Source organism: Wenzhouxiangella sp. YN1 (assembly GCF_056324145.1).
In genome coordinates this window covers 226,401-251,649 of record NZ_JBJNIO010000155.1, presented here as the reverse complement: position 1 = coordinate 251,649, position 25,249 = coordinate 226,401, and the positions used below count along the sequence as shown (strand labels likewise).

The 25,249-nt window shown below is 64.1% G+C and carries 14 protein-coding genes; 10 read left to right on the top strand and 4 right to left on the bottom strand.

Going from position 1 to position 25,249, the window contains the following annotated elements; genetic code table 11:
• Positions 1 to 13: 13 nt before the first annotated feature.
• A complete protein-coding gene (locus ACEWQZ_RS12430; RefSeq protein ID WP_476483416.1) occupies positions 14 to 13,063 on the bottom strand; it encodes a beta-propeller fold lactonase family protein in 13,050 nt (4,349 codons plus the stop codon).
• A gap of 430 nt (positions 13,064 to 13,493) precedes the next feature.
• Positions 13,494 to 14,558, bottom strand: coding sequence for a M14 family metallopeptidase (locus ACEWQZ_RS12425; protein WP_476483415.1), 1,065 nt, complete (start codon positions 14,556 to 14,558; stop codon positions 13,494 to 13,496).
• 214 nt (positions 14,559 to 14,772) lie between these two features.
• Between ACEWQZ_RS12425 and ACEWQZ_RS12420 the strand changes: the two genes are divergently transcribed.
• The 4 genes from ACEWQZ_RS12420 to ACEWQZ_RS12405 are packed head-to-tail and all read left to right on the top strand — an operon-like array spanning position 14,773 to position 19,339.
• Positions 14,773 to 15,693: an ABC transporter ATP-binding protein gene (locus ACEWQZ_RS12420; RefSeq protein WP_476483414.1), complete on the top strand. Its 921-nt coding sequence runs from the start codon at positions 14,773 to 14,775 to the stop codon at positions 15,691 to 15,693.
• Complete coding sequence (locus ACEWQZ_RS12415; protein ID WP_476483413.1) at positions 15,690 to 16,430, top strand: ABC transporter permease subunit; 741 nt, start codon at positions 15,690 to 15,692, stop codon at positions 16,428 to 16,430. The genes ACEWQZ_RS12420 and ACEWQZ_RS12415 overlap by 4 nt, the downstream gene beginning before the upstream one ends.
• Before the next feature lie 3 nt (positions 16,431 to 16,433).
• The gene (locus tag ACEWQZ_RS12410) at positions 16,434 to 18,290 is read left to right on the top strand and encodes a GldG family protein (RefSeq protein WP_476483412.1); all 1,857 of its coding nucleotides are present in this window, start codon (positions 16,434 to 16,436) and stop codon (positions 18,288 to 18,290) included.
• Positions 18,287 to 19,339, top strand: a complete 1,053-nt coding sequence (locus ACEWQZ_RS12405) for a DUF4340 domain-containing protein (RefSeq protein WP_476483411.1) — start codon at positions 18,287 to 18,289, stop codon at positions 19,337 to 19,339. Before ACEWQZ_RS12410 ends, ACEWQZ_RS12405 begins: the two co-directional genes overlap by 4 nt.
• A 6-nt stretch (positions 19,340 to 19,345) precedes the next feature.
• Here ACEWQZ_RS12405 and ACEWQZ_RS12400 read toward each other — a convergent pair whose 3' ends face one another.
• Complete coding sequence (locus ACEWQZ_RS12400) at positions 19,346 to 20,260, bottom strand: LysR substrate-binding domain-containing protein (protein WP_476483410.1); 915 nt, start codon at positions 20,258 to 20,260, stop codon at positions 19,346 to 19,348.
• A gap of 145 nt (positions 20,261 to 20,405) precedes the next feature.
• Between ACEWQZ_RS12400 and ACEWQZ_RS12395 the strand changes: the two genes are divergently transcribed.
• The 6 genes from ACEWQZ_RS12395 to ACEWQZ_RS12370 all read left to right on the top strand — a co-directional run bounded on the left by ACEWQZ_RS12395 (position 20,406) and on the right by ACEWQZ_RS12370 (position 24,310).
• Complete coding sequence (locus ACEWQZ_RS12395; RefSeq protein ID WP_476483409.1) at positions 20,406 to 20,945, top strand: peroxiredoxin; 540 nt, start codon at positions 20,406 to 20,408, stop codon at positions 20,943 to 20,945.
• Positions 20,946 to 21,094: 149 nt separating this feature from the next.
• Positions 21,095 to 21,655 (top strand): alkylhydroperoxidase, AhpD family, encoded by a 561-nt coding sequence (gene ahpD, locus ACEWQZ_RS12390; RefSeq protein ID WP_476483408.1) that lies wholly within the window; start codon positions 21,095 to 21,097, stop codon positions 21,653 to 21,655.
• 110 nt (positions 21,656 to 21,765) lie between these two features.
• A complete protein-coding gene (locus ACEWQZ_RS12385; RefSeq protein ID WP_476483407.1) occupies positions 21,766 to 22,158 on the top strand; it encodes an acyl-CoA thioesterase in 393 nt (130 codons plus the stop codon).
• Between the two features lie 106 nt (positions 22,159 to 22,264).
• Positions 22,265 to 23,275 (top strand): tryptophan--tRNA ligase, encoded by a 1,011-nt coding sequence (locus ACEWQZ_RS12380; protein WP_476483406.1) that lies wholly within the window; start codon positions 22,265 to 22,267, stop codon positions 23,273 to 23,275.
• A complete protein-coding gene (locus ACEWQZ_RS12375; RefSeq protein ID WP_476483405.1) occupies positions 23,272 to 23,958 on the top strand; it encodes a fumarylacetoacetate hydrolase family protein in 687 nt (228 codons plus the stop codon). Before ACEWQZ_RS12380 ends, ACEWQZ_RS12375 begins: the two co-directional genes overlap by 4 nt.
• Positions 23,959 to 24,025: 67 nt before the next feature.
• On the top strand, positions 24,026 to 24,310 hold the full coding sequence (locus tag ACEWQZ_RS12370) for a hypothetical protein (protein ID WP_476483404.1): 285 nt from the start codon (positions 24,026 to 24,028) through the stop codon (positions 24,308 to 24,310).
• A gap of 17 nt (positions 24,311 to 24,327) precedes the next feature.
• On the opposite strand, the gene rimK is transcribed toward ACEWQZ_RS12370, so the two are convergent.
• Complete coding sequence (gene rimK, locus ACEWQZ_RS12365; RefSeq protein WP_476483403.1) at positions 24,328 to 25,233, bottom strand: 30S ribosomal protein S6--L-glutamate ligase; 906 nt, start codon at positions 25,231 to 25,233, stop codon at positions 24,328 to 24,330.
• Positions 25,234 to 25,249 lie beyond the last annotated feature (16 nt).

Genomic DNA, 25,249 nt, shown 5'->3' with positions numbered 1-25,249 from the left:
ATTCTCTCCGTGATTAATGTTGTTCAAAGCGGTCCTGGAACAGGGTGATGCGCACCAGATCGCGATCCATGGCGCTGTTGTTGTCGTCGTTGAGTTCATCGGGGCTTGCCGGAGTGGCGTGCGCTGCTTGCTCCACGAAGTAGATGCCACTGCCCGGATTCAGGTTCGGGTCCACGCGGGCTTCGAGCATGTAAACCACCTGCTCACCAGGGGCCAGGGTCAGCTGGTCACTGATGTCGCCGGTCCCGGCCTTGTCGCAGCCGATGCTGCCGGCGGCCAGGCAGGTCCAGTTGACGTCGATCAGATCAGCGGAAATCGGCACGTTGACCGCAACGACGTTGGCCGTTCTTGAACCCAGGTTGCTGAAAGTGATGGTGTAGGTCAGCTGCTCGCCCGGGCTGACTTCGTCGCGCCCGTTATCAATGGCGACATTCACGTCCGGCCCGTTGCGCAGCTCGATCGTTTGATTGGCCGCGTTGTTGGCAAGGCTCGGGTCGTCATCGAGGGTGACTGCAAGGGCTTGAGCCACAAGTGATCGTCCGGCCGGGGGCAGATCGGAAATCAGAACGTGCCAGCTGACCGAGTCCCCGCTCGGCAGGACAAGCGTCCGGCAGCTCAGGCCATTGGTCTGGCGTGAACAGCCCTGGGCCGTGGCCGATACCCCGGCGTCGAAGCTCAGATCGACCATGGTTTCGCTCGCATCGGACGGGCCGTTGTTGTGCAGTGTCAACGTCAGCGGAAGCTGTGCCGGCCCGTCGGGGTCGAACGGGTTCAAAGGCGTGGTGATGGCAACTGCCACATCCGGCTGAACGACCACGCTGTGACGGGTGGCAGCCGAGTTGTTGCCGTGATCCGGATCCTCGACCGGGGCGGCCGCTTCAACGGTGGCTTCGTTGAACAGCTCGCCGGTGGCATCGGAAGGCAGCAGGCCACTCACCCCCAGGCGCGCTTGACTGCCGGCCGGGAGCGCAAGAGTCAGCACGGGATCCCCGCTGCCGCTGGCGCCGGGGCAGGTGGCGCCGTTGATGCCCTGACAGGTCCACTGCTTGTTGCGCAGGCGCCTGTCAAGCACGTCGCTGACGGCCACCTGAGGCGCATCGCTGGGGCCGGGATTGCTGACGACGATTTCCCACTCGATTTGCTCGCCCGCGACCACGGCGTCGTTTTGCAGGCTCTTGCTCACGGCCACATCGGCCACTGCGCGCACTTGGGTGCGAGCCGAAGACGACTGGTCCTGCGGGGTGGGATCGGTGGCATCCGGTTCGGGGACGAGCTCGGCGGTATTGATCAGCTCGCCGATGATGGCTGGATCGATGGTGACCTCAGCCTCGATGATCAGTACGTCTCCGACCATCAGGTCGGCAGCAAAACCGGCGCTGTCGCTGGTGCTCGGGCAGGTGGAATCACCGGTGCCGCCGTTGTCGACCACGGTGCAGGACCACTCGGGATCGAGCAGCGCCGCCGGCGGGTCGGTGAAGTCATCGATGCCGATTCCCAGCGCGCTGCTGGGGCCGGCATTGGTTACCTCGAAGCGATAAGTGATGCGCTCGCCGGCGATGGCCTCTGCGGGTCCGGACTTGCTGATGGCAATATCGGATACCACTTCGATGTCGGTCACTGACTCGGAGATATTGTCGCTGGTGTCATCATCGATGCCCGTACCAGAGTCGATACTGGCGATATTGATCACCTGCCCCCGTGCGGACGGATGAACCACGGAGCCGTAATCGATTGCCGAGTAGCCGCCGACGCCCAGCTCGAGCTCCACAGCCAGGTTGTCGGCAATGTCTTGTGACTGCAAGCAGCGCGACAGGGCCAGCTCGGGGAAGGCGAGCAGCGTGTCGCCTGCGAAAGACCACAGCAGGGAGCTGTCGGAGTCGCCTGCAAGGCGGGAGGCGCCCGCCAGCTCGATGCGGTCGCGGTGCTCGATATTGCCGCTCGCCCAGTCGCGGGAAAATACATGGATGGCCTGGTCGTCGAGCAGATACAGGCGGGTGCCCGCCGGGTCGATCTCGATCGCCCGGGGCTCGCCCAGGCCTGAAATGTCGGACCAGGCCTGCTGAAATACCAGGCTGCCGTCGGCCGTCCGATTGAAGCGGGCGATGCCGGTCTTGCCAAGCACGTAGAGTTGTTCATCGCCCGGCCCGCTGGTCAGATCGACTGGCTCTTCGATGGCCACCGTGCGGCCATCGTCGACATCACCGTGGCGCCAGACGGCAGCCAGGGACAGCGACCCGTCTTCGTGGCTGCGCTGGAAGTGCGACAGCGCTGCTGAATCATGCGCCACGGCATACAGGTGGCCCTCGTCGCGGGTCGTGAAGGTAGTACGAATGCCGTTGAGCACATCGCTTTGCTGGCCCAGGCTGATGCCGTCGGCCAGTCGCTCCACGAAGGCCAGCTTGCCGCTGCCTGGCTCGCGCGAGAATACGGCAATCGCCGGTTTGGCCCGGCCGTCAGCGGCATCGGATGCGACGTAGACGTTGCGCCCGTCTGCCGAGAGCTGCACAGAGACCGGCGCAATCAGCCCGATGACGCCGTCGACTCCCGACTGATGGTGTTCGAGCATCTCGAACGCTGCGCCCGGACCCGATCGCGTGAAGACCGTCAGGCTGTCGTCTGCGTGGCCGACCACGTAGAGGTGATCCTCTTCGGGGCTGACGGTCAGTGCAGTCGCACCGCCCAGTCCGGCCACGGTGCTGCCGCTGTGAATGTCACCGTTTTGAATGATGGCAGGCGTGCCGAGCGTGTTGGCTGTGCGCGGATAAATAATCAGGGCATCGTCCGTCGCGCTGACGGCGTACACGCCGAAGTTGCCCACGGCCAGGTCCGACAGTACATGGCTGCCCGGCCAGGCTTGTGCTGCCTCCAGCGGCGGGTTGGCGCTGCACTGCCAGCTGCCGGAGCCGGCCAGCAGGCCGCCGGCGTCCGGGTGGATCGGCGGCGTATCCGCCAGCTGTGCCAGCATGGCGTCACTGGGGCCGTCATTGCGTGAATCGATGGCGAACGTAATGGCTTCACCCGCGACGACCGGATTGGGAGCGGCTGATTTGATGATCGACAGGTCGGGCCTGGGCAGCAGCGTATCGCTGTCGACCGCCTGGTTATCTGCCGGGTTGAGCTCGCGCTCGGGCAGGGCGCTCATGGCCTCAACGCGATAGCGAAGTTCGCCAATGGCGTTGGCCTGAATTCGCCCGTGGACTATATAGGTCAAGTTGCCACCGGCGGTGATTTCTGCCTGCTGACCGTCAAGCTGCTCGTGGCCTTCCAGCTGGCAGCGCGAGCCGCGCTCGCGCGACCAGGCGGCCACTTGGTTGCCCAGGGTGTAGAGCTGGCGTTGTCCGGGACCGATTGTCAGCGAGCGCAGCCCCTGAAGCAGGGCATGGTCGTTGATGCGGTAGTTGGCGATCAGCAGCGGCTCGGTTTGCATCAGACTGATCAGGGTCACCCCGCCCTGATGCTGGACGTAGAGGCGTGCGCGATCGGCCGAGTAGCCCAGTGCGGCGGCCGAGGCCATGTTCGCGCCGGGCAGGGTGGCGGCAGTGATGGGTGTCAGCGGATCGAACTCGACGCCGTTGTCTGACGCGACCGTGAACTGGAAGCGGTCGACTCGGTTGGCCGTCGGCGAGCTGACGAATATTTCATCATTTTCGGTCACCACCAGCGCTGCAGGATCATCGAGTTGATCGCTGCCGTCGCTGCTGATCATCCCCGCCCAGGCGAGCTCCCCGCTGAAGCTATTGCGGCTGAAGGCCGTCAGGCTGCGGTTGGCCCCCGCGCTGACCAGCAGATGGTCGCCCTGAGCGCTCCAGGCAAGATCGGTTGCGTCATTGAGGCCATCCAGCACAAAGGCCTGGTCAGGCAGGACGTCGCCGTTGCGCAGCACCCACTGCTGATCCAGCGAGCCATCGGACGGGTTGATCGCGAAGACGGACAATGCCGCTGCGTCGGGGCTGATGGCGTGCAGCCAGGCGCCGTCGGGACTGAACAGCAGACGGCTGACGCCGCCCAGCGCTTGAATGCCCGCCTGGCCGTCCTGCACAAAGCCCTGGAAGCTCAGATCACCGCTGGCTGCATCCCGCTCGAAGCGGGCGATGGCATCGGCGCTGCGCGCCGCAGCATACAGAAAGCGGCCGTCTGGCGATAGCGCCAGGCCGTTGACGCCCTGCAGGCTCACCACGCCGTCGACGTCCTGGCGAAGAGCCTGACTGAACTCCAGTGCGCCGCTGATGCTGTTGCGCTGATAGACGACCACGGCATCGTCACCGCCGATCCGGCCTGAAACATAGGCATGTCGACCGTTGCCGGAAAAAATGATGTCCCGGTGTTCATCAAGGACCATCGGGCTGCCGATCGAGGAAGCCAGCTCGCCGGCCCGCGGCTGCGGTGTGCACTCCCAGCTGACATCGTAGAGCGCAGCCGGCACGATGTCGCTGATGCCAATATCGTCGGCGTAGGAGGGTCCGAGATTCCGGATCTTTACCTCGTAGCTTGTTGCAAGCCCGGGCGTGACTTCGTTGCTACCGTTGGTCACGCTGATATTGAGATCCGAGGCCGGCGCCAGAACGGTGTCGTCGTCGGTCGCCTGGTTATTGGACGGGTCTGGGTCGAGTATGTTGCCGCCGCTGACGCTGGCGGTGTTGACCAGGCGGCCGGTGGCGTCATCCTTGATGCGACCGCCGGCGGTAAAGGTCACGCGACCGCCGACTGGAAGTGCAACCTCGGTATTGATGTCACCTTCGCCGGAACCGGCGCACTGCGCGCCGTGCGCGGCAGTGCAGGTCCAGGAGACGTTTTCAAACTGGTCCGGAAACTCGTCAACTACGAGTGCTTCAGGAGCAGCGCTGGGCCCGTGGTTGTGCACCACAATGGTGTAGAACACCTCTTCGCCGGGCGCGACGCCGCCGAGGCCGTCGATTTGAATGTCGGCGAAGGCAAGCGAAGGCTCGGCAGCGACATTGCGCTGGAAGGTGATGACGGCATTGGCGCGGCCGGAGGCAGCGTAGAGTTGCCCGCCGTCGGCCGGAAGCCAGAGTGCCGCCGTGTCATCCAGGCCAAATACTTCGCCGCCGGTCAAGTGCGCCGGATCGCCATTGACGATCTGTTCGGTGAACGTCGGGATGCCATCACTCGGGTCTAAGCTGAAGCGGGCGATACTGCCGTTACCGGCAACATAGAGATTGTCGCCGTCCAGGCGCAGCGAGCGGGCGTTGCGCAGTCCCGCGGTATCGCCGAAGCCGTCCTGTCGGAAAAAGCAGGCGGTCTGTTCGCTTTCGCTATTGGGCAGGCAGACCAGCTCGCCGCTGGAGGGGTCGCGTTCGAAAACGGCCAGCGTGCCGTCCTCGTCGCCGAGCACGTAGACGAACCGGCCGTCGGCGCTGATGGCCATATCACGCACGCCGCCAAGCCCGACAATGTCATCGCGGTTGTTGCGGTAGTGCGTCTGATAGCTCAGGCGGCCAAAGTTTGCGCTGCGGGGGTTGGCCTTGCGGGAAAACAGTGCCAGCGAGTCTTCCTCGCGCCCCAGGACATAGGCATGTCGGCCGTCGGGCGAGAGCGCGAAAGCAGCGGGGCTGCCGATGCCCTGTACGTTGTTGACGCCGTCTTCCAGGCTTTCAAACAGCTGCAGTTGGCCGTGGTCGCTGCCGCCTGGATTGTCGGTCCGCTTCATGCCTGCAATTGAGTTCGAGTAGGCCCCGGTCACGTAGACGTGCGCGTTGTCGGGTGCCACCGCGAGACGGTTGGCGCCGGAAATTCCGCTGACGCCGTCGACGCCGTTTTTCAGGACCTGTCGGGCTTCCAGACCACCATCGGCCTGGCGGTTGAAGACAACCACCGTGTTGTCGCCGCGGGCAGCGGCATACAGCGTTTCGGCGTGGCTGTCGAGGGCCAGGTCCGAGACTTCACTCAAGCCGGTCAGGCCGGCGTCGCCGTCGCGCAGGGCGGTCTTGAAGCTCAACTTGCCGAATTGCGCGTCGCCGCTTGCGGCGTTGCGATTAAATACCGCAATCGCTGCATCGCCGCGGCCGGCAACGTAGAGGGTGTCGGCCGTGCCGGCCAGAGCTGCAGCGTCGGCAAGGCCGTCAATTTCGCGCAGGCCGTCGTCCTTGGTGATGCTCAGGTCGGCCGACTGCGAGATGGGACTCGTTTCGGTGGCGTTGTTGTTGGCCTGGTTGCTGTCGCGCGCGGCATTCAGCGAAGCGGTATTGGTGACTTCCGAATCGACTTCGGCGAGCACATCAATGGTCATGTCGAAGCGCACGGTGCCGCCGGCGGCAATGTCGAAGGCAACGGCCTCGATGGCGCCGCTGCCGCTGGCCGGGCAGGAAGAGTCGTTCTGGCGCTGAAAGCGGCTGACGGCCGGCTGCTGGGTGCCGGTAATCAATAGCTGATCAAGCGCGGGGTTGAGCGCCATGCTGGTGGCGCCTTCCAGACCGTCGACCAGGGCTGACGAGTTGGCGCGAACGCCACCGTAGCGAAGGCTGCCGTCGGCCGGGTCGCGCCGCAGCCAGATCACCGAGTTGGCGACCGGGCTGGTGGCGTACAGGTGATGGTCGTCACCGCTGAGCAATAATCTGCGCACGCCACCCAAACCTGAAATACCGGTCTCGTCCTGGCTGAAGGAAGACGCGAGGCTGAGCTCTCCGGAGCTTTCGCGCTGCAAGACGACGATGCGATCGGCAGCCGCGGCGGCAACGTAGAGATATTGCCCTTGCGTATCGAACACTGCCGAGCCCGCGCCGCCCATGGGACTGCCGAGCTCGCTTTCGCCATAGCGCTGCTGCCAGATCAGGCTGCCGTCGGCCGCGTCTCTTGCGAATACGGCAATCTGGCCGCTGCTGCCCGACAGGGCGTACAAGTGCTCGCCGTTGGGTGAAATACTCAGATGTTCCACGTCGAGCAGGCCGGCGATCACGTTCCCAGCGCCAGGTTGGCCGTTCTGCAGGGACTCGAGCAAAGTCAGCGAGCCATCGCCATGGCGCGTGAATACCGCCACGGCGTTATCGTTGACGCCGGCCACATACAGCTGGGCATCGCCCGGGCCCAGGATCAGGTGCACTGCCTGATCGAGCCCCGTAGCGCCGTCATGCTGCTCAAGCAGATCGATTTCGATGTCGCCACCGTTGTCGAGCAGTTCGAATACCGTCACCGCGTCGTCAATCCGGCTGGCCACGTACAGGAAACGACCGTCAGCGCTGGCGGCAATGGAACTTGCGCCGCTCAGGCTTGCGACAATCCCGCCGGGCAGGCTGTCGCCGTTTTGCGTCACGATGGGCGGCGCCAGCTCGCCGCTGATCGGATCGAGCGGGAAGACCAGCAGCGCACTGTCGATCACGCTCACGGCAGCCAGAGCGGGAATGTTGCCCGCGGCGTCAACATAAACAGCACCGGTCAGGCCGCGCATGGCATCAAAACCTGGAGCACCACCGGCATCGGCCGGAAGCCGCGCCGAAAGAAACTCCAGCGCGCCCGAGCCGCTGGCCTGGCAGGTCCAGCTTGCGCTGGCAATATCAAACTGCGCCGGATCCGGGCTGTCGGTCAGGGTCAGCGGCATCCCGGGCTCGTGCACCAGGTTGCTGGGGCCGGGGTTGGTGATGGTCAGCTCGTAGCTGGTGGATTCGCCAGCGGTAACGGAGACGCTGCCGGCGACCTTGGCAAGATTCAGGTCGGCCTCGGGAATCAGGTCGATGCGGTCGTCGTCTTCGTTGTTGCCGCCCGGGTCATCTGCGTCCGGGTCATCAAAGCGCTCCGGCGGGCTGATCCGGGCAGTGTTGAGCAGCTGGCCGGAAGCGCTGGCCGCAACCGTGCCGCGGGCGCGGTACTGCAGCGTGCCGCCGACACCGATGTCCACCCGGTCGTCGATATCGCCGCCGCCGCCGGCGGTACAGGACGAGCCCGTGCCGCGCAGAAAGGAAGCCAGTGCGTGGCTACCGAACCCGGCAGCGTAGACGTTGCGCGAGTCGTTGCTGACGGCCAGGGCACGCACCTGCCCGATGCCGGCCACCCCGTCGACCTGGTTGCGCCGTACCTCGACGGCCGTCAGGCGGCCGAAACCGGGGCTGGTTGCATTGAGGTCGCGATCGAGCACCAGCAGTGATCCGGAGCCTTCAGACGCGACATAAACCCGCTTGCCGTCGGGGCTGACTTCCAGCGCGCGCGGGCCGGAAAGAAACGCCACCCCGGCGTCACCGTTGTTCAGGATCTCCAGCGGTTGAACCTGGCCGAAAGCCAAGCTGGAAGGGTCAGTTACGCGCCGCAGTACGGCAATCGTGTTGCTGTTCTGCCCGGCCACGTAGACATGCTCGCCGCTACCTTCAGCGCTGGCTCCGGGAATGGCCAGCGCCATTGGCTGTGTTCCGATGCCTGATTGCTGACGCTGCAGGAAGGTCAGTGCGCCGGCCGTTTCGCTGGCAGCCTGATTGTCGCGGTTGAACACTACCAGGGAGTTGTCGGTTGTGCTCACGCCCAGAAGCTGGCTGCCGTCGGGGCTGAGCGCCAGATCGCGAATGCCGTTGAGCCCGCGGACGCCATCGACGCCGTTGAGCAGGTGCTGGCGCCAGGTGAGCTCGAGCGTGGTCGGGTCGCGATCGAAAACCGCTATGGCGGCAGCAAAGGCACCCGCGACATAGAGGTGCCGGCCGCTGCTGTCGAGCGCCATGCCCTGGGCGCCGGCCAGGCCATTCACGCCAGCGTTGCCGTCGCGATGGACGGCCTGGAAGCTCAGCCGGCCGTAGTTCGGGCTGGCGTCGTCGTTATTGCGCTGGAATACCGCCAGCGAGTCATGATCCCCGCTGGTCACGAACACGCTGCGACCGTCGCGGCTGAGTAGAATGCGGCGCGGTTCGACCAGACCGTCGATGCCGTTCTCACCCTGGCTGTAGGAGGCTAAGTGCTGCAGGTGAGCGCCCAGCGTATCGTCGGTCATGCCGCCGCGCGGGTCGCGGTTGAAGACATGAATCGAGTCATCCGCGAAGCTCAGGGCATAGACATGATCACCGTCGACGCTGACGGCGACATCGTGCACTCCGCGCATGCCGGTAAGGCCAGCCTGGCCATCGCGATCCTGTTCGATGAATGCAAACAGGGGATCAGGTGCCAGCCGTGAATAGCGAGCCAGGCTGCCGGCCGGCGAGCCGTCGAGCACGACCAGTACATGGCGGCCATCGGGCGTGACCAGCAGGTTTGATGCATAAGCCAGCACGGCGTGGCCCGCATCAGCGCTGCTGAGGGACTCCTCCAGGCTGAGGCCGCCAGAGGCCGGATCGCGACGCAGACGGGTCAGAGCACCAGCGCTGTGATTGCTCAGCAGCAGGTGTTCGCCGTCGCCGGTGATATCAATTCGGGCGCTGGCATCGAGCAAGCCGCTGCCGCCCAGGTCGGTGTTGGTGTAGCTGAAGTCCAGGCGCAGGCCAGTGGCGTCAAGATCGCTGTAGTCGATCATTACAAGGCGCTGAGATTGTGCCGCCACGGCATATAGCTGGGGGGCATCCGGTGCGAGCTTCAGGTCAACCAGACCCGTGCTATCGGACGTGTTCAAGGTGTTGATGGGTATCAGCTGCCCGGCAGGGAAGTCGCCACCGGCCGTTGCGATGGTATAGGCCGTGATGCCTTGCCCGCTGCTTGAGCCTGCGAACAGATACGGGCCGGCCGGATCGATCACCATTGGGCCTGGCGCGGGCGGCAGATCAACGCTGAAATCGCCGTTGTGGGCCGGCAGCCCGGTGGCGGGATCGCGAGCGAATATCGCGATCTGCTCGTCGCCGCTCAAGTAGAGGTGGTCGTCGGTCATGGTCATGCGCCGCGGTGTCGAGGGCACGCCTTCGGTGACCTGATCGACGAAAGTCAAGCGGCCGAAGCTAGCCTGGTCGTCGCGGTCGTAATTGCGCTTAAAGGTGGCGATCGCGGCCGGGTTTTCGCCGGCCGCTGCCGACAGCACATAGACGTGGCGACCGTCGGGCGAGAGCAGCACATCGATGGGGGCTGTCATGCCGCTGACGGCGCGGCCGGTATCGCTGGAATCGTTTTTGCCCTGCATTTCGGTCTCCAGCAGGGCAATGCGGCCGAACGTCAGACCGGGTGTCGCGTCGCGGTCGAAGACGAAAAGCGCTCCGCTGCCGGCGGCCAGATAGATGTGGCGGCCGTCGGCGCTGCTGACCGCGGCTCGACCGGCTGTCTCGGCCGTGCCAAGGGTTCGCTGCAGGCTCAGATCGCCGGGAATGGGTGTGGTGGCCTGGCAGGTCCACGAGACATCGGTGATCTGCGGCGGGAAGGTGTCGCTGACGGCGGCGCCGAATACATTGTCCGGGCCGTCGTTACCTACCGTGATCAGATACTCGATTTCTGTTCCGGGCGCGATGGCGCTGCGGTTGGAGGTCTTGTTCAGCCACAGGTCGGCCTGGCCGCGCAGGCCGGAGCTGATTGCAGTCGAGTCACTGCCCGCACCGGAGGTAACATCCGCCTGATTGTTGATCTGGCCCTCGGCGATATCGGTGGTGGCGACTTCGACCATCAGTCGAACTGAGCCACCGGGGCCGAGAATGACGTGTTCGGTAACTGAGGAGACGTCTCGTATCGGCGCTGCGGGGCTGGTGTCGAGACATTCGCTGCCGCCCGATGGATCGGTGACCTCGCAGTACCAGCTCGCCGTGCCGTTTTCAAACCCGGGGTCGTCGAGCAGATCCTGAATCAGCCCGTCGTCGACGTGGCTGGGGCCGGCATTGCTGACATCGATCTGATAGGTCATCTGGAACGGTGGGCCGTCGTCACTTTCATTGACCGGCTCCAGGCTGACCAGCTTCTTCGTGATGGCCAGGCCGGCGACCGGAACCAGCTCGGTGTCGTCGTCGGTCGAGGAGTCATTGGCCGGGTTCGGATCCTCGAATCCGGCCGGCGCCGTGATCGAGGCGGTGTTGCTGAGTGTGCCCTCAGCCTTGGGGTGAAGTGTGCCGGTGATGGTGTAGACCACGCTGGAGCCGCCGGGCAGGTCAACGTACTCGTCGAGGCCGTCGGCAAATCGCGGGGGCGTTGGCTGGCCTGCGCCGCACTGGCTAGAGTTGTGCTGACAGCAGGCGCCGTCGAATGCCTGGCACTGGAAGGAGCTGCTGCCGGGCTCGAATCCGGCGCTGTTGCCGGTGCTGAAGATCGGAAGGGCATTCGCCACCCGGACCTTGTCGGCGCCGATGAGCCCGTGATTCTCGACCACTACCGTATAGCTGTGCTCCTCGCCGGGTACGGCCGTTGTCGTGCCGTCGTCGGTGGCTACGGACAGGTCGCCGCCAATGATGACCTCGACGGTTGCGGAGTCCTCGTTGTCGCCGCTCGGGCCTTCTTCGGTTACCGGGCCGGGCGAGGCAAGCGCGACGCTGGCGGTGTTGTTGATGGAGCTTGAGGCGGTGCCTGCGGTGGCAACGTAGATGACAACGGTGCTGGAATTACCGGCAGCAATGGACAGTGGCACGTTATCGAGACTGCCCTGGCCGGTGACAACTTCGCTCGGACAGTTGTCCGGGTCGATCGGTGTGCTTGCGCCGTTATCGCTTCGGCAGTATTTCCAGCAGGGCTGGCTGCCGTCATTTTCCGGGCAGACGCTGGCTTGACCCTTGAGGCTGGTCGAGAGGAGGTCGGTGACCAGTGCGCCGTCATTGCTGCCCTGGTCGTGTCCGAGATCGCCGGGGCCGTCGTTGTGGACGATCAGCGTATATGTGAACTCGCTGTTGGGGCTGGTTTGTGCAACCGATGCGGTCTTTTCGATGCGGATGCCGGCGCGCCGGTCAATGTCGAGCGGCAGCTCGGAGTCATTGTTGTCTGTGTCGGTATCGGTTTCATCCGCCGCGGCCGTGATGGTGGCGCCCAGCACCAGCTCGTCGCTGAGCGCACGGCTGTCGTGGTCGATTTCCAGCGCGACATTCACGCTGTCGGAGCTGGCGATATCGACAGAAAAGTCGAAGCTCAAAGTGAAACTGCCATCGCCATTCTGTGCGGCGCTGAAATCGGTCAGCACTGCCGTTGACGGGGTGCAGTTGGCCGTCGGGTCGCAGCTCAGATCGAGGCTTTCGATCCGGTCCGGATCGGTCAGCGTCAAGCTGATGCTGGCGTCCGCGGCGCGAGCGTCACTCGGGCCGGCGTTGGCCAGCATCAGGTGATGCGTGGCTGTGGTGCCGGGGGTATAGGTGCTGGTCGGAGATTGGAAGCCGGCGCTCAGATCAACCCGGGCATCACGGTCCTGGCTGCTGCTGTCAGACTCGCTGTGGTCGCCGGCATTGGGGTCGTTGTCGTCCGGATCGTTCAGCCGGTCGGGCACGGTCAGTACGGCCTCGTTGACCAGCGGGTCGGTGAGCGCATCGGCCGGATAGCTGGCATCGAGGGTCCAAGTGAAGGTCTCGCCGGCCGGAATCGTGAACGTCTCGCTGATGTCTCCGCTGCCCGATCCATTGGGGCAGGGGGTTCCCCCGGAGTCTTCGCATCCCCAGGCGCCGATGACCATGTCGGCCGGCGCGGTATCCTCCAGCAATACGCCGTCGGCATCGGACGGGCCGGCATTGGTGACCGCAATCGTGTAGTTGCTGGTGACGCTTGTTCCCGGCACGTAGCTGGCGGCTGCTGCGGTCTTGGTGATCGACAGATCGGCTACCAGGTGCAGGTCGCTTGCAACCTTCAACGCTGGTGTGACCGGGGTGCTGTTGCTATCGATCACGCTGGCGGCGACCGTCAGTGGGTCAGCAATCAGGTTCGAGCCGAAATCGACCTCGAAGCTGAAGGTGAGCTTGCCACCGCCGGCAGCGATCATGCTTGTGCTGTCATTGAGGTTGCCGCTGCCGTTGCCGGCGCTGCAGGTCGAGCCTCCGCTGGCGGTGCAGCTCCATGCCACATTGGCGCCAGCGGGGAAGCTGGTGCTCAGTGCAGGTGCGGTCTCATCCGTGCCGCCGCGGTTTGTGACTACCAGCTGGTAGCTGATATTCGAGCTGCCGGGCGTGTATTCGGCTGGTCCGCTGAAGTCGGCGGTGAGGTCGATTTGGGCGCTGGCCTGTCCGGCCAGCAGAACGGTGAATAGTCCGGCCAGCCACATCCCGCTTTTGGTCGGCCGGCTCCCTCTGCTCTGCGTTGTCTGCACGGTTGCTCCCTGCTTGTTTCATGACGCCACGGACCCACCGCGGCTCCGTGGTGCGAGTCAAGATCAATCGACGGAAGCGGCAATAGACATTCGGCAACGAGTGGTGGTGCAGGCGGGCAATCATCTGCTGTTCCCGTCACCCCTTATGAAGGACGGCGGGGCAGCAAATTCTGTTGCGTTGTGTGCATGAGCTGCTCGCTTGGAGAAGACGGCAATTCCGAAGCGTACTTTCCCCACGTTGTCTCGACCCTCACCGAGATTGCTGATCCGGACTGGTTTTAGCCTGTGTAACCTTCATCACACTGTGATGTTGATCACACTATGCAATGGAGATGTGATTAATGTCAAGCATGGGGTCTTGTTTCGTGGCCTGCCGTCGGCGAAGCTAGTTTCTCTCGGGCAAGCCGGGCCGGTAGTCAACCTGCAACTGCGAGGGTTTTCGCATGGTCAGGCGCTCGAGCAGGTGGCAGAGGCAGTCCTGGCGGATGACACGTTCATCGGTGGTGAGCATGGCTGGCATCAGCGGTCGGTTGGTCCGGATTTCGCCTTGGTCGAGGCTGAACCAGGCAGCCGCGGCGTCGGCGTTGTCGTGGGCTTTCACCAGCAGCGCGCGATCCAGGGCCGCGTTCACCCGGCCCAGCCGGGTACCTGGGGGAAGCTCGCGAAAATTGAGCTGCTCCAGGTCGGAGCGCAGTTCGATATCCGAGCCGTCGGGGGAAAAGCTGAAGGAGTGCGCCGGCGGCAGATGCACGGTGGCCACCATCCGGAACAGTTCGATATCTTCCGGTGCGGGCGGCCGCGCGTCGGCTGGCTCGGCATTGAGAATGGTCGAGAGGTAGGACAGCGCGTGGTCAGCTCCGTCGGGTCTTGATGGCGGGCCGCATTCCAGCGTGACGGCGGGGCAGAACTCGCCGAACGCCATCGACTGCACGCCGGTCGGGTGGGTGAAGTGAAGCACGGTATGCGAAAACAGCGAGGCCAGACGCAGATGTGCCGGCTCGGTGCGGTTGATGGCGGCGTAGTGCGGATTTTCGCCGCTGTTGTTGTGAATATCGATGCTGGCCAGCGGCTTTTGAGCGCGCACATAACGGGTAATGCGCGCGAACAGCTCATGCAGCGGTCCGTGTGCTGTATCGCTGCCTGGCCAGCAGCGGTTGAAATCGGGCTGGTCGGCCAGGTGGCGGCGGTTGCGGGCGGCCGCGCGCACGTTGGCGATCATCAGAATCAGGCTGCGCGGCAGCGGGTCGCGGGCGTAGCGGCCCTTGAGCAGGCGCCGCACGGCGTCCCAGCCGGAAATTTCGTTGCCGTGCTGGAGCACGCACACAAACAGCGGCTGTGGACGGCGTCCGGGCAGGTGGATGAGGGTCGGGCCGTCGAGCACTTCGTGCAGTTGTTCGGCCGGGCGCTCGAGCAGGTTCGGGGGCAGGTGATCGATAATGACGGGTTCCATGACACCCGATAAACTAACCGTTTGGTGCCGCGCTGGAAAGACCTGTTACCGTATTCGGCGTCATCACGATTTTCACTGACCAAGCGCGCGATGCTGGACTCGGGCCGCGCCAACGACCCGGTTCGAGCGCTCTCGGCGACCTTGAAAACTTGCGCATCTGCCCCTACTCCGGACAGCGCTGGAGCTTGATAATCAACCACGAGAGAATGGACGAATGCTTGCAGCCAGGAATCTGACCCGCCGATTCGGTCATCTTGTCGCCGTCGACGACCTCAGCTTCGAGGTGGCGCCCGGAACCGTTCTCGGTTTTCTCGGCCCGAACGGCGCGGGCAAGTCCACCACCATGAAAATGCTCACCGGCTTTCTGTTGCCATCCTCGGGGACGGCCGAAATTTTTGGCCACGACACGCGCACCGATCCGGTCGCGGCGCGGCGCAAGCTGGGCTATCTGCCGGAGGGGGCGCCGCTGTACGGCGAGCTGACCGTTGCCCAGCTGCTTCGTTTCATAGCCGACGCCCGCGGCTATTCGGGCGGCGAGCGCGACCGGCGCGTTGCCGATGCGGCCGCCAGGCTGGAGCTCGGTGGGGTGATGCGCCAGAGCGTTGAAACGCTGTCCAAGGGTTTCAAGCGGCGGGTCGGGCTGGCGCAGGCCATTCTGCACGACCCGCCGGTACTCATTCTCGACGAGCCGACCGATGGCCTTGATCCCAACCAGAAGCAGCAGGTACGCCAGCTGATTCGCGACATGGCGCCGGACAAGATCATCGTCATTTCCACGCATCTGCTCGAGGAGGTCGACGCGTTGTGTTCGCGGGCCATGATCATTGCCGGTGGCCAGCTGCTGGCCGATGATACACCGGCTGGCCTGCTCAAGCGCTCGCGCTACCACAACGCGGTGACGCTGCATGTGGACGATCCCGAGCGGGCGGCGTCGCGCCTGAGCGAGCTTGCCGAGGCGCGCAAGGTCGAGGTCCGTCATGCCCGGGTCACTGTCTTCCCCTCCGATCAGGGCAATCTCTTGCAGGCCGTCACCCGGGTCATCGAGCAGGAGCACTGGCCTGTGCAGCAGCTTCAGTATGAGCCCGGTCGACTCGATGAGGTCTTTCGAACCATCACGCGTGAGGAGGCAGCATGAGGCCGGGCAGTGTGGGAACCGTCTTGCGGCGCGAGCTGACCGGCTATTTCGCTACCCCGGTCGCATACGTGTTCATTGTCATCTTCCTGGTGATGTCGGCTGCCTTTACCTTTTATCTGGGTGGCTTTTACGAACGCGAAATCGCCGATCTGGAGCCCTTTTTCCGCTTTCACCCGTGGCTGTATCTGTTTCTGGTGCCCGCCGTGGGCATGCGCCTGTGGGCCGAGGAGCGCAAGTCCGGCACCGTCGAGCTGCTGCTGACCTTGCCGATCACCATCGCTGAGGCGGTGGTGGGCAAGTTCATCGCTGCCTGGCTGTTCGTCGGCCTGGCTCTGGCGCTGACCTTTCCGATCTGGATCACGGTCAATCTGCTGGGTAATCCCGACAATGGCGTCATCCTGGCTGCCTACATCGGCAGTTGGCTGATGGCCGGGGGCATGCTGGCCATCAGCGAGGCGCTCTCGGCGGTGACGCGCAATCAGGTGGTGGCTTTCATCATCTCGGTGGTGGTCTGTTTCGGGTTTCTGCTGTCGGGTCTGCCCATGGTGCTGGATCTGTTTCGCGGCTGGCTGCCACAGGTGCTGATCGATGGCGTTGCCAACCTGAGTTTTCTGGTGCATTTCAATTCGATTGCGCGCGGCGTGATCGACTTGCGTGATCTCGTCTACTTTGCCCTGGTCATCGGCTTCTGGCTCTTGGCCAACTGCATCGTGCTTGAACTGAAAAAGGCAGACTGAGTCATGAAGAACATCTACAGCGCAACCAGCCTGGTGTTGTTCGCCATCCTGTTTCTGGCCTTGACCATCCTCAGCGGCGCGACCTTGCGCGGTATGCGTGTCGATCTCACCGAGCAGGGGCTCTACACGCTCAGTCCCGGAACCGTGAGCATTCTTGAGGACCTGCAGGAGCCGGTGACCCTGGAGTTCTACTTCAGCGAGGAGGCGAGCGCCGAGCTGCCGATGGTGCGCAATTTTGCCCGCCGGATTCAGGAGCTGCTCGACGAAATGGAGGAGCGCGCCGATGGCCGGCTCGAGGTAAGACGGGTCAACCCCGAGCCGTTCAGCGAGGCTGAAGATCAGGCGGCCAGCTACGGTCTGCAGGCGGTGCCCGTGGGCCGTGCCGGCGACAGTCTGTATCTCGGCGTTGTCGGCACCAATACCATCGATGGCCTGGAAGTGCTGCCGTTTGTCTCGCCGTCGCGCGAGGAGTTCATGGAATACGAGCTGGCGCGCATGGTGTATCTGCTGAGCCGGCCGGACAAACCGCGCGTCGCGCTGCTCAGCGGCATTGACATGAGCGGTGGCATGGACATGCAGACCGGTCAGCAACGCGAGCCCTGGGCGATACAGGAGCAGATCAACGAGATGTTTTCGGTCGAGACGGTTGCAGCCGACGATGAATCGCTGCCGCAGGACGTCGACGTGCTCGTCGTGATTCATCCCCGAGACCTTGCCGATCCGCTGCTGGCCGACATCGAGCGTTTCCTGGCCGCAGGCGGGCGTCTGCTGGCTTTCGTCGACCCACACGCCGAGTCGGCCACGCCACCTGATCCGAATGATCCGATGGCAGCCATGAGCATGGATCGCACCTCGAACCTGGCGGCATTGTTCGACGCCTGGGGCCTTGATTTCAGCGCCGAGCGTTTCGTGGCCGATGTCGGCCTGGCCCTGCAGGTCAACGTCGCCCAGGGACAGCGGCCGGTGCGTCACGTCGGCATTCTGGGCGTTCCTGCCGACAACATGAATCCCGATGACGTCATTACCGGCGAGCTGGATGCGGTCAACCTGGCCAGCGCCGGCAGCCTGGCCCTGGCCGACGACAGCCCGCTTGACTTCGAGCCGCTGATGCACTCCAGCGAGCAGGCCGGCCTGCTCGATGTTCAGCGCCTGCAGATGCTGACCGATCCGTCGAGCCTGATTGACCAGATGGGCGCGACCGGCGAGCGCTATACGCTGGCAGCGCGCCTGGGCGGCGAGGTGCCCCGCGCGCTGGAAGAAAAAGACGGTCGCGATGGCGCTGACAACACCTATCCGCTCAATGCCATCGTGGTGGCGGACGTTGACCTGCTGGCCGACCGTTACTGGGTGCAGCGCCAGCGATTTTTCGGGACCACCATGCTCGAGCCCTTTGCCGACAACGGTGATTTCGTGGTCAACGCCATCGACAATCTCATGGGCAATGCGGACCTGATCAGCGTTCGTTCCCGGGCCACCTCGAATCGGCCCTTCACCCTGGTCGAGTCGCTGCGGCGCGAGGCCGAAGAGAACCTGCGAGCCACCGAACAGCGCCTCGAGGCCGAGCTGGCCGAAGCCGAGCAGCGCCTGACGGAACTGCAGCAGGCACGCGGCGACAGTAATCTGGAAATCCTGACCGCGGAGCAGCAGGCCGAACTCGACCGATTCATGGAGCAGCGCCTGGACATTCGCCGCAAGCTGCGGCGGGTGCGGCGCCAGCTTGACGAAGACATCGAAGCGCTGGGTGCGCGCATCAAGGTGATCAATATTGCGCTGATGCCGGCTCTGGTCACGCTGTTTGCCTTGCTGCTGGCCTGGCGGCGACGGCGCTGGCGTGCCGGCGGGGAGGCGGTATCACCATGAACCGAACGGCCTTTATCTTTCTGATCGCGGCAGTCATTGTTGCCGTGGGTCTGGCGCTGACGCTTGTCGATCGCCCCGATGAGCCCACATCGGGTGCGGGCAGCGCCGCCTTGTTGTTGCCGGCGCTTTCCGATCGGGTCAATGCCGTCGCCGCGCTGGAGATCGTCGGGCCGGAGGGCGAAACGGTCGCTAGCCTGCAGCGCTCGCGCGAGCGCTGGCGGCTGCGTCAGAAGCACGACTACGAAGCCGATTTCGCGCGCATTCATCAGCTGCTGCGCGATCTGGCCCAGGCCTTCCGGCTGGAGAAGAAGACCGGCAACCCCGACTGGTACGGGCGTCTGGGGGTGGTCTCGCCGGGCAAGGCCGGTGCCGATGGTGTACTGGTGAAGTTCCCCGACCTCGATCTGCCGGCTGTCATCATCGGTCACCAGGATCCCGCCGGCCTGGGGCGCTATGTACGCCTTGAGGGAGAAACCCACGCCTGGCTGATCGACCGCGATATCGACCTGCCGCTCGAGCGCATGGAATGGCTCGAGCGCGCCATCATGGACATTCCTGCGGCCGATATCCGATCGGTGACCATCCGGTCTGCCGATGGCGATGAGGTCGAACTGCGCTCCGGCAATGAGCCGGGCAGTGACTGGGTAATGCTCGATGTGCCCGCAGGCCGCGAGGTCAAGCCGAGCTGGGAGTTGGCACAGACGGCAAGTGTACTGGCGCGTTTGAACATGAAAGACGTGCGGCCGGCCGACTCGGTGCCGGTGCCCGAGGATGCAGTGACCACGATTTTTCGCACGCGCGACGGCCTGCAGTTCGTCGCCCGCAGTTTCAGCGACGATCGGGGCCACTGGGTGCACTTCAGCGTCGGTGAGGCCGATGCCGGCGACAACGACACGCAAACCGACGGGCCGGATCTCGACATCGTTGCCGTCGATGGTCGCTTGTCGCCCTGGCAGTTTGCGATCACCGAGGAGCGCTTCGAGCGGCTGCGCCCGACTGGCGGAGATCTGCTGCTGCCCCCCGACGAGGAATCGACGGCGTCGGAGTAGCGCCGTTCACTGCGCTGCCGGCGGTGCCAGCAGCTCGGGATCGATAGCGGCAAAGATATCGGCCAGCTCCTGCAGAAAACCGGCCAGGGCAGAAGACCTGCGCCACGCCATCGCAATGGTTCGTTTCGGAGCGGGTTCGAGAAAAGGGCGGGTGACCAGGTTTGGCGTGCCGGCCGGCGGCGGATTGACCGACAGCGCGGGCATCAGCGTGATGCCGGTGTTGGCGGCCACCATGTGGCGCAGGGTTTCCATGCTGGTGGCGTTGAAATCGAGCTTTTCGGCCGCCCCGGCGAGGTGACAGACCTCCAGCGCCTGGTCGCGCAGGCAGTGTCCCTCCTCGAGCAGCAGCAGCTCCTGGCCGGCCAGATCGGCCATGCACACCTGCCGTTTGCTGGCCAGCGGGTGCTGTTCGGGCATGGCGAGCACGAAGGGTTCCTCGAACAAGGTGTGGCTGACCAGCCAGTCTTCGTTCAAGGGCAGGGCCAACAGTCCGGCATCGAGCTTGCCCTCGGCGAGCATGCGAATCACGTCCTCGGTCTTTTCTTCGTACAGGCGCAGCGAGAGACGGGGAAAGGCCCGGCGAATTTCGGGAATCACGTGCGGCAGAAAGTAGGGCGCCAGGGTTGGAAAGATACCGATGCGCACCATGCCGCTGTGCGGATCGCGCGAGCGGCGCGCGATCGCGCGAATGGCATCCAGCTCGCCGAGCACGCTGCGTGCGCGGCTGACGATCTCTTCGCCCACCGGCGTGAGCATCACCTGGCGGGGGTGGCGTTCGACCAGCTGAACTTCGAGCTTGTCCTCGAGCTTGCGGATCTGGGTGCTCAGCGTGGGCTGGCTGACGTGGCAGCGTTCGGCCGCGCGTGAAAAGTGGCGGACATCGGCCAGGGCGACGAGATATCGAAGAGAGCGGAGGTTCATTGCGCCACTATATCAATTGCCTATCAATATGATTGAAACAATCAATTTGAAAAGAATCGCGCCAGCCCCGATCCTATTAATCGGCGGCGCGGAGTTGCCCGCCGTGAACCATTCAAAGCCCTGAACCCAAAGGAGTATCAATCACATGCTGACAATTGGTGACAAGTTTCCCAACTATAACCTGAAGGCCACCGTGGACACCGAGCTCGAGTCCGCCTTCACCGACATTGACAACAACACCTATGCCGGCAAGTGGCAGCTGGTGTTCTTCTATCCGAAGGACTTCACCTTTGTCTGCCCGACCGAGATCAAGGCCTTCAGCGATCTGTCCGGCGAATTTGCCGATCGCGATTGCCAGGTCCTGGCTGCCAGCACCGACACCGAGTTCGTGCATCTGGCCTGGCGTCAGAGCCATGAAGATCTCAAGGATCTCAAGATTCCGATGCTGGCCGATGTCAAGCGTGAGCTGAGCTCGGCGCTGGGTATCCTGCACAAGGAAGAAGGCGTGGCCAACCGCGCGACCTTCCTGGTCGACCCGCAGGGCATCATCCGCCACGTTTCGGTCACTGACATGAGCGTGGGCCGCAACCCGAAGGAAACGCTGCGCATTCTCGATGCGCTGCAGACCGACGAGCTGTGCCCCTGCAACTGGCAGCCCGGCGACGACGTGCTGGAAGCCGCCTGAGCCGGCGCAGCCGCGTTGATCAGGCCAGCCCGGACGGCGGCCACACCGGCTGCTCTTTCCGGCGCCTGTAGTGAAAACGGACACCCGCGCGCTGCGCGGGTGGTCCGCAACTATCCCAACACCATTCAATCCACAAAGCGGGTGAATCCATGAGCATCGATCGCATCAAACAGCAGATTCCCGACTATGCGAAGGATCTGCGTATCAATATCGGCAACGTTCTCGACCCCGAGCGGGCCGCCGACGGCATGTCGGCCGAGCAGGTTTACGGCACTGCGCTGGCCACGGCCATCGCCAGCCGCAATCTCGAGCTGATGAACGCCATCGAGCAAGAGGTTGCCCCGAAGCTCGGTGAAGAGTGGCTGAATGCATCCAAAGCGGCGGCCGCCATCATGGGCATGAACAACATCTACTATCGTTTCGTGCATCTCGCCTCGAACAAGGATTACGGCAGCATGCCGGCGGGGCTGCGCATGAGCGTGATCGGTCGCCCCGGGATCGACAAGGTGGATTTCGAGCTGATGTCGCTGGCGGTCTCTGCCGTCAACGGCTGCGGGCTGTGCATCGACAGCCACGAGAAAGTGCTCAAGCAGGCCGGTGTGAGCAATGACGTTGTGCAGCACGCCGTTCGGATTGCTTCGGTGGTGCATGCGGTGGCAACCGTGTTCGACGCCGAGGGGCTCGACGGGCGCTCCCAAGCGGCTGCATGACATGAGTTGTTGACGGTGCGCCCGCGGTTTGCGCCGCCGGCGCCGGTGATGGCCTCGCGACACCGCGAGGCCCTTGCGACCGAGGCCGTAACTCCACGTATACTGGCGCCATGGAACAGCATTCACATCGCGTCGCGCGGTCGAGAACGCGCATCACCCGCCAGGTGTTTCCGCACGACACCAATCCCATCGGTACGCTCTACGGCGGCACCGCGCTGCAGTGGATGGACGAGGTTGCCTTTCTGGCTGCCACGCGCTTTGCCCGCTGCCAGGTGGTGACCGTTTCCATGGATCGCGTGGATTTCAAGGTGGCCATTCCCCAGGGCGCCATTGTCGAGCTTGTCGGCGAGGTCGTGCGCGTTGGTAACACCTCGATGGGCGTGCGCGTCCAGATTCTGGTCGAGGAAGTCGAGTCCGGGGCACAGAAACTCGCCATCGAGGGGGATCTGGCCATGGTCGCTGTCGACCAGCAGATGAAGCCGATGCCCGTCATTCGTGAATGAGCCTGCGCGCAGGCCCGGGTGCCGCTGAGTGAGTCGTGGTCCACTGCCGGAGCTCAGGCGGTAAAATACCCCCCTTGATCGCCATCTTCAGGGAAAATCTGTTCGGATGAAACACAAGACACGGGTATTGACCGGCATCACCACGACCGGTACGCCGCATCTGGGCAACTACGTCGGCGCCATCAAGCCGGCGATTGCCGCCAGCCGCGACACCGCGATCGACGCCTTCTATTTTCTGGCCGACTATCATGCGCTGGTCAAGTGCGAAGAGCCCGAACGCGTGCAGCGCTCGACGCTGGAAATTGCAGCCACCTGGCTGGCGCTGGGGCTCGATACTTCACGCTCGATTTTCTATCGTCAGTCCGACATTACCGAGATTCCCGAGCTGACCTGGCTTCTCACCTGCGTGACCGCCAAGGGGCTGATGAACCGTGCGCACGCCTACAAGGCAGCCGTTGATGAAAACACGGAAGCCGGAGAGGACCCGGACTGGGGCATCACCATGGGTCTGTTCTCCTATCCGGTGCTGATGGCCGCCGACATCCTGATGTTCAACGCTCATCGTGTGCCGGTCGGTCGCGACCAGATGCAGCACCTGGAGATGGCGCGCGACATTGCCGGTCGCTTCAATCACCGCCATGGCGAGCATTTCACGCTGCCCGAGGCCGTGATCGACGAGCATGTCGCCACGCTGCCGGGCACTGACGGACGCAAGATGTCGAAGAGCTACGACAACACCATCCCGCTGTGGCTGCCGGAAAAACAGCTCAGGAAAGCGATCATGCGGATCAAGACCAACTCCCAGGAGCCGGGTGAACCCAAGGATCCTGACAGCGCTGCGGTCTACTCGGTTTATGCCGCCTTTGCCAGCGAGTCACAGCGCGCCGAGATGCGCCAGGCGTTTGCCGACGGCATTGCCTGGGGTGAGGTCAAGCAGCAGCTGTTCGAGTTGATCAACGCCGAGCTCGAAGGCCCGCGCGAGCGCTATCTTGCGCTGATCAGCGACCCGGCCAGGGTCGACAAGGAGCTTCAGCACGGCGCCGAGCGGGCGCGCGAGCTCAGCCGGCCGTTCATTGCCGAGCTGCGCGACGCCGTGGGCATCAGAGCGCTGGGATGAACAAGCCGGCGGTAACGTGGCAGCCGCCGCTGTTGCCGGTCACCGACGGGCGGGTGTTTCCGGTACGCCAGGTCTGGTGCGTCGGGCGCAACTACGCCGAACACGCGCGCGAGATGGGCGTTGATCCGGATCGCTCGGCGCCGGTCTTCTTTTCCAAGCCGGCGCAGGCTCTGGTGCACACCGAAAGCATTGCCTGGCCACCGGAAACGGCACTGCTTCATCATGAGGTCGAACTGGTCGTTTTTCTTGCCTCGGGAGGACGTGATCTGTCGCCGGCCCAGGCTCGATCCGCGATTTTCGGTCACGCTGTCGGGGTCGACCTGACGCGGCGCGAAGTTCAGGCCCGCGCCAAACAGGCCGGCCAGCCCTGGGAAATGAGCAAAGGCTTCGATCAGGCGGGCCCGGTCGGCCTGATCGTCCCGGCGCGCGACTGGCAGCCGGCATCCGACACCGCAATCAAGCTGTCGGTTGACGGCCAGCTGCGACAATCAGCGCAGCTGGGAGCGATGCTCTGCACCGTGGCCGGTCTGCTCGCGGAGCTATCGCAGACGGTGACGCTCGCCGCCGGGGATGCCGTGTTCACCGGCACGCCGGCCGGGGTGTCGGCGCTCGAGCCCGGTCAGCGGGTGAAGGCGCATATCGAGGGCTTGCCGGAGCTTGATTTCGTGATGACAGCCGCCTGATGGCGGGCTCAGGCCTGTCTGCGGCCGCAGCGCAACGCAACGGCCACTGAATGAATGACTGGAGAACATGATGCTGATCGACGCCCTGATTCTGTTGCCCGTGACCGTGTTTCTGCTCTGGCTTTACGCCTACTCGGGTCCGCGGGGTCTCAGCGGACGGCGCTGGTGGGTCGATCGACTGCCGGCGGCAGTGTCCCTGGTGGCATCCGTCGTGGTCCTGGTCTGGCTGCATCTGACGCTGGAATACGAGGATCTCAACCGCAACATCATGGCGGTTGTCAGCGCTTATCTGGTGCTGCTCAGCGGGCTTGGCTGCGGCTGGCTGCTGCGCTGGCGGCGCGCACGCGCTTGACAGACGCCAGGCGCGCCTCAGCCCCTGCCGCGGGTGCGGGTCTTGTTGTGGCGAGCGTGTTTTTCCATGAAGCGGATGATCAGTCCGGCGACGTCCTTGCCGGTGGCCTTCTCGATGCCCTCGAGTCCGGGCGAGGAGTTGACTTCCATCACCAGCGGACCGTGATTGGAGCGCAGCAAATCCACGCCGGCGACGTTGAGGCCCATGATCTTGGCCGCACGCACTGCCGTTGAGCGTTCCTCCGGGGTGATCTTGATCAGGCTGGCCGAGCCGCCGCGGTGCAGATTGGAGCGGAATTCACCGGGCTGTGCCTGGCGCTTGATGGCGGCCACGACGCGGTTGCCGACGACGAAACAGCGGATGTCGGCGCCGCCGGCCTCCTTGATGTACTCCTGCACCATGATCGAGACGTTCAGGCCCATGAACGCTTCCAGCACCGACTCGGCGGCCTTGCGGGTTTCGCAAAGCACCACGCCGATGCCCTGGGTACCTTCGAGCATCTTGACCACCAGCGGCGCACCACCGACCATGCGGATGAGATCGTCAATATCCTTGGTGGCGTAGGCAAAGCCGGTGACTGGCAGGCCGATCCCCTTGCGCGCCAGCAGCTGCAGCGAGCGCAGCTTGTCGCGGGAACGCGTTACCGCCACCGATTCGTTGAGCGGGAAGGTGCCCATCATCTCGAACTGGCGCAGTACGGCCGTGCCATAGAACGTGATTGACGAGCCGATTCGCGGGATGACGGCGTCGAAGGGTTCGATCTGCTCGCCACGATAGTGGATGGTCGGGCGATGCGAGGCGATGTTCATATAGCAGCGCAGCGTGTCCACGACCTCGATCTCGTGACCGTTGGCCTGGGCCGCTTCGACGAGGCGCCGGGTGGAATAGATCGTGCGGCTGCGAGAGAGGATGGCGATGCGCATGGCGGGCGAATCCCTC

What these genes read in the sequence shown, in the direction of transcription:
- ACEWQZ_RS12430 (WP_476483416.1), bottom strand. Translation starts at nt 13,063, where the DNA reads ATGTGGCTGGCCGGACTATTCACCGTTCTGCTGGCCGGACAGGCCAGC.
- ACEWQZ_RS12425 (WP_476483415.1), bottom strand. Translation starts at nt 14,558, where the DNA reads ATGGAACCCGTCATTATCGATCACCTGCCCCCGAACCTGCTCGAGCGC.
- ACEWQZ_RS12420 (WP_476483414.1), top strand. Translation starts at nt 14,773, where the DNA reads ATGCTTGCAGCCAGGAATCTGACCCGCCGATTCGGTCATCTTGTCGCC.
- ACEWQZ_RS12415 (WP_476483413.1), top strand. Translation starts at nt 15,690, where the DNA reads ATGAGGCCGGGCAGTGTGGGAACCGTCTTGCGGCGCGAGCTGACCGGC.
- ACEWQZ_RS12410 (WP_476483412.1), top strand. Translation starts at nt 16,434, where the DNA reads ATGAAGAACATCTACAGCGCAACCAGCCTGGTGTTGTTCGCCATCCTG.
- ACEWQZ_RS12405 (WP_476483411.1), top strand. Translation starts at nt 18,287, where the DNA reads ATGAACCGAACGGCCTTTATCTTTCTGATCGCGGCAGTCATTGTTGCC.
- ACEWQZ_RS12400 (WP_476483410.1), bottom strand. Translation starts at nt 20,260, where the DNA reads ATGAACCTCCGCTCTCTTCGATATCTCGTCGCCCTGGCCGATGTCCGC.
- ACEWQZ_RS12395 (WP_476483409.1), top strand. Translation starts at nt 20,406, where the DNA reads ATGCTGACAATTGGTGACAAGTTTCCCAACTATAACCTGAAGGCCACC.
- ahpD (WP_476483408.1), top strand. Translation starts at nt 21,095, where the DNA reads ATGAGCATCGATCGCATCAAACAGCAGATTCCCGACTATGCGAAGGAT.
- ACEWQZ_RS12385 (WP_476483407.1), top strand. Translation starts at nt 21,766, where the DNA reads ATGGAACAGCATTCACATCGCGTCGCGCGGTCGAGAACGCGCATCACC.
- ACEWQZ_RS12380 (WP_476483406.1), top strand. Translation starts at nt 22,265, where the DNA reads ATGAAACACAAGACACGGGTATTGACCGGCATCACCACGACCGGTACG.
- ACEWQZ_RS12375 (WP_476483405.1), top strand. Translation starts at nt 23,272, where the DNA reads ATGAACAAGCCGGCGGTAACGTGGCAGCCGCCGCTGTTGCCGGTCACC.
- ACEWQZ_RS12370 (WP_476483404.1), top strand. Translation starts at nt 24,026, where the DNA reads ATGATGCTGATCGACGCCCTGATTCTGTTGCCCGTGACCGTGTTTCTG.
- rimK (WP_476483403.1), bottom strand. Translation starts at nt 25,233, where the DNA reads ATGCGCATCGCCATCCTCTCTCGCAGCCGCACGATCTATTCCACCCGG.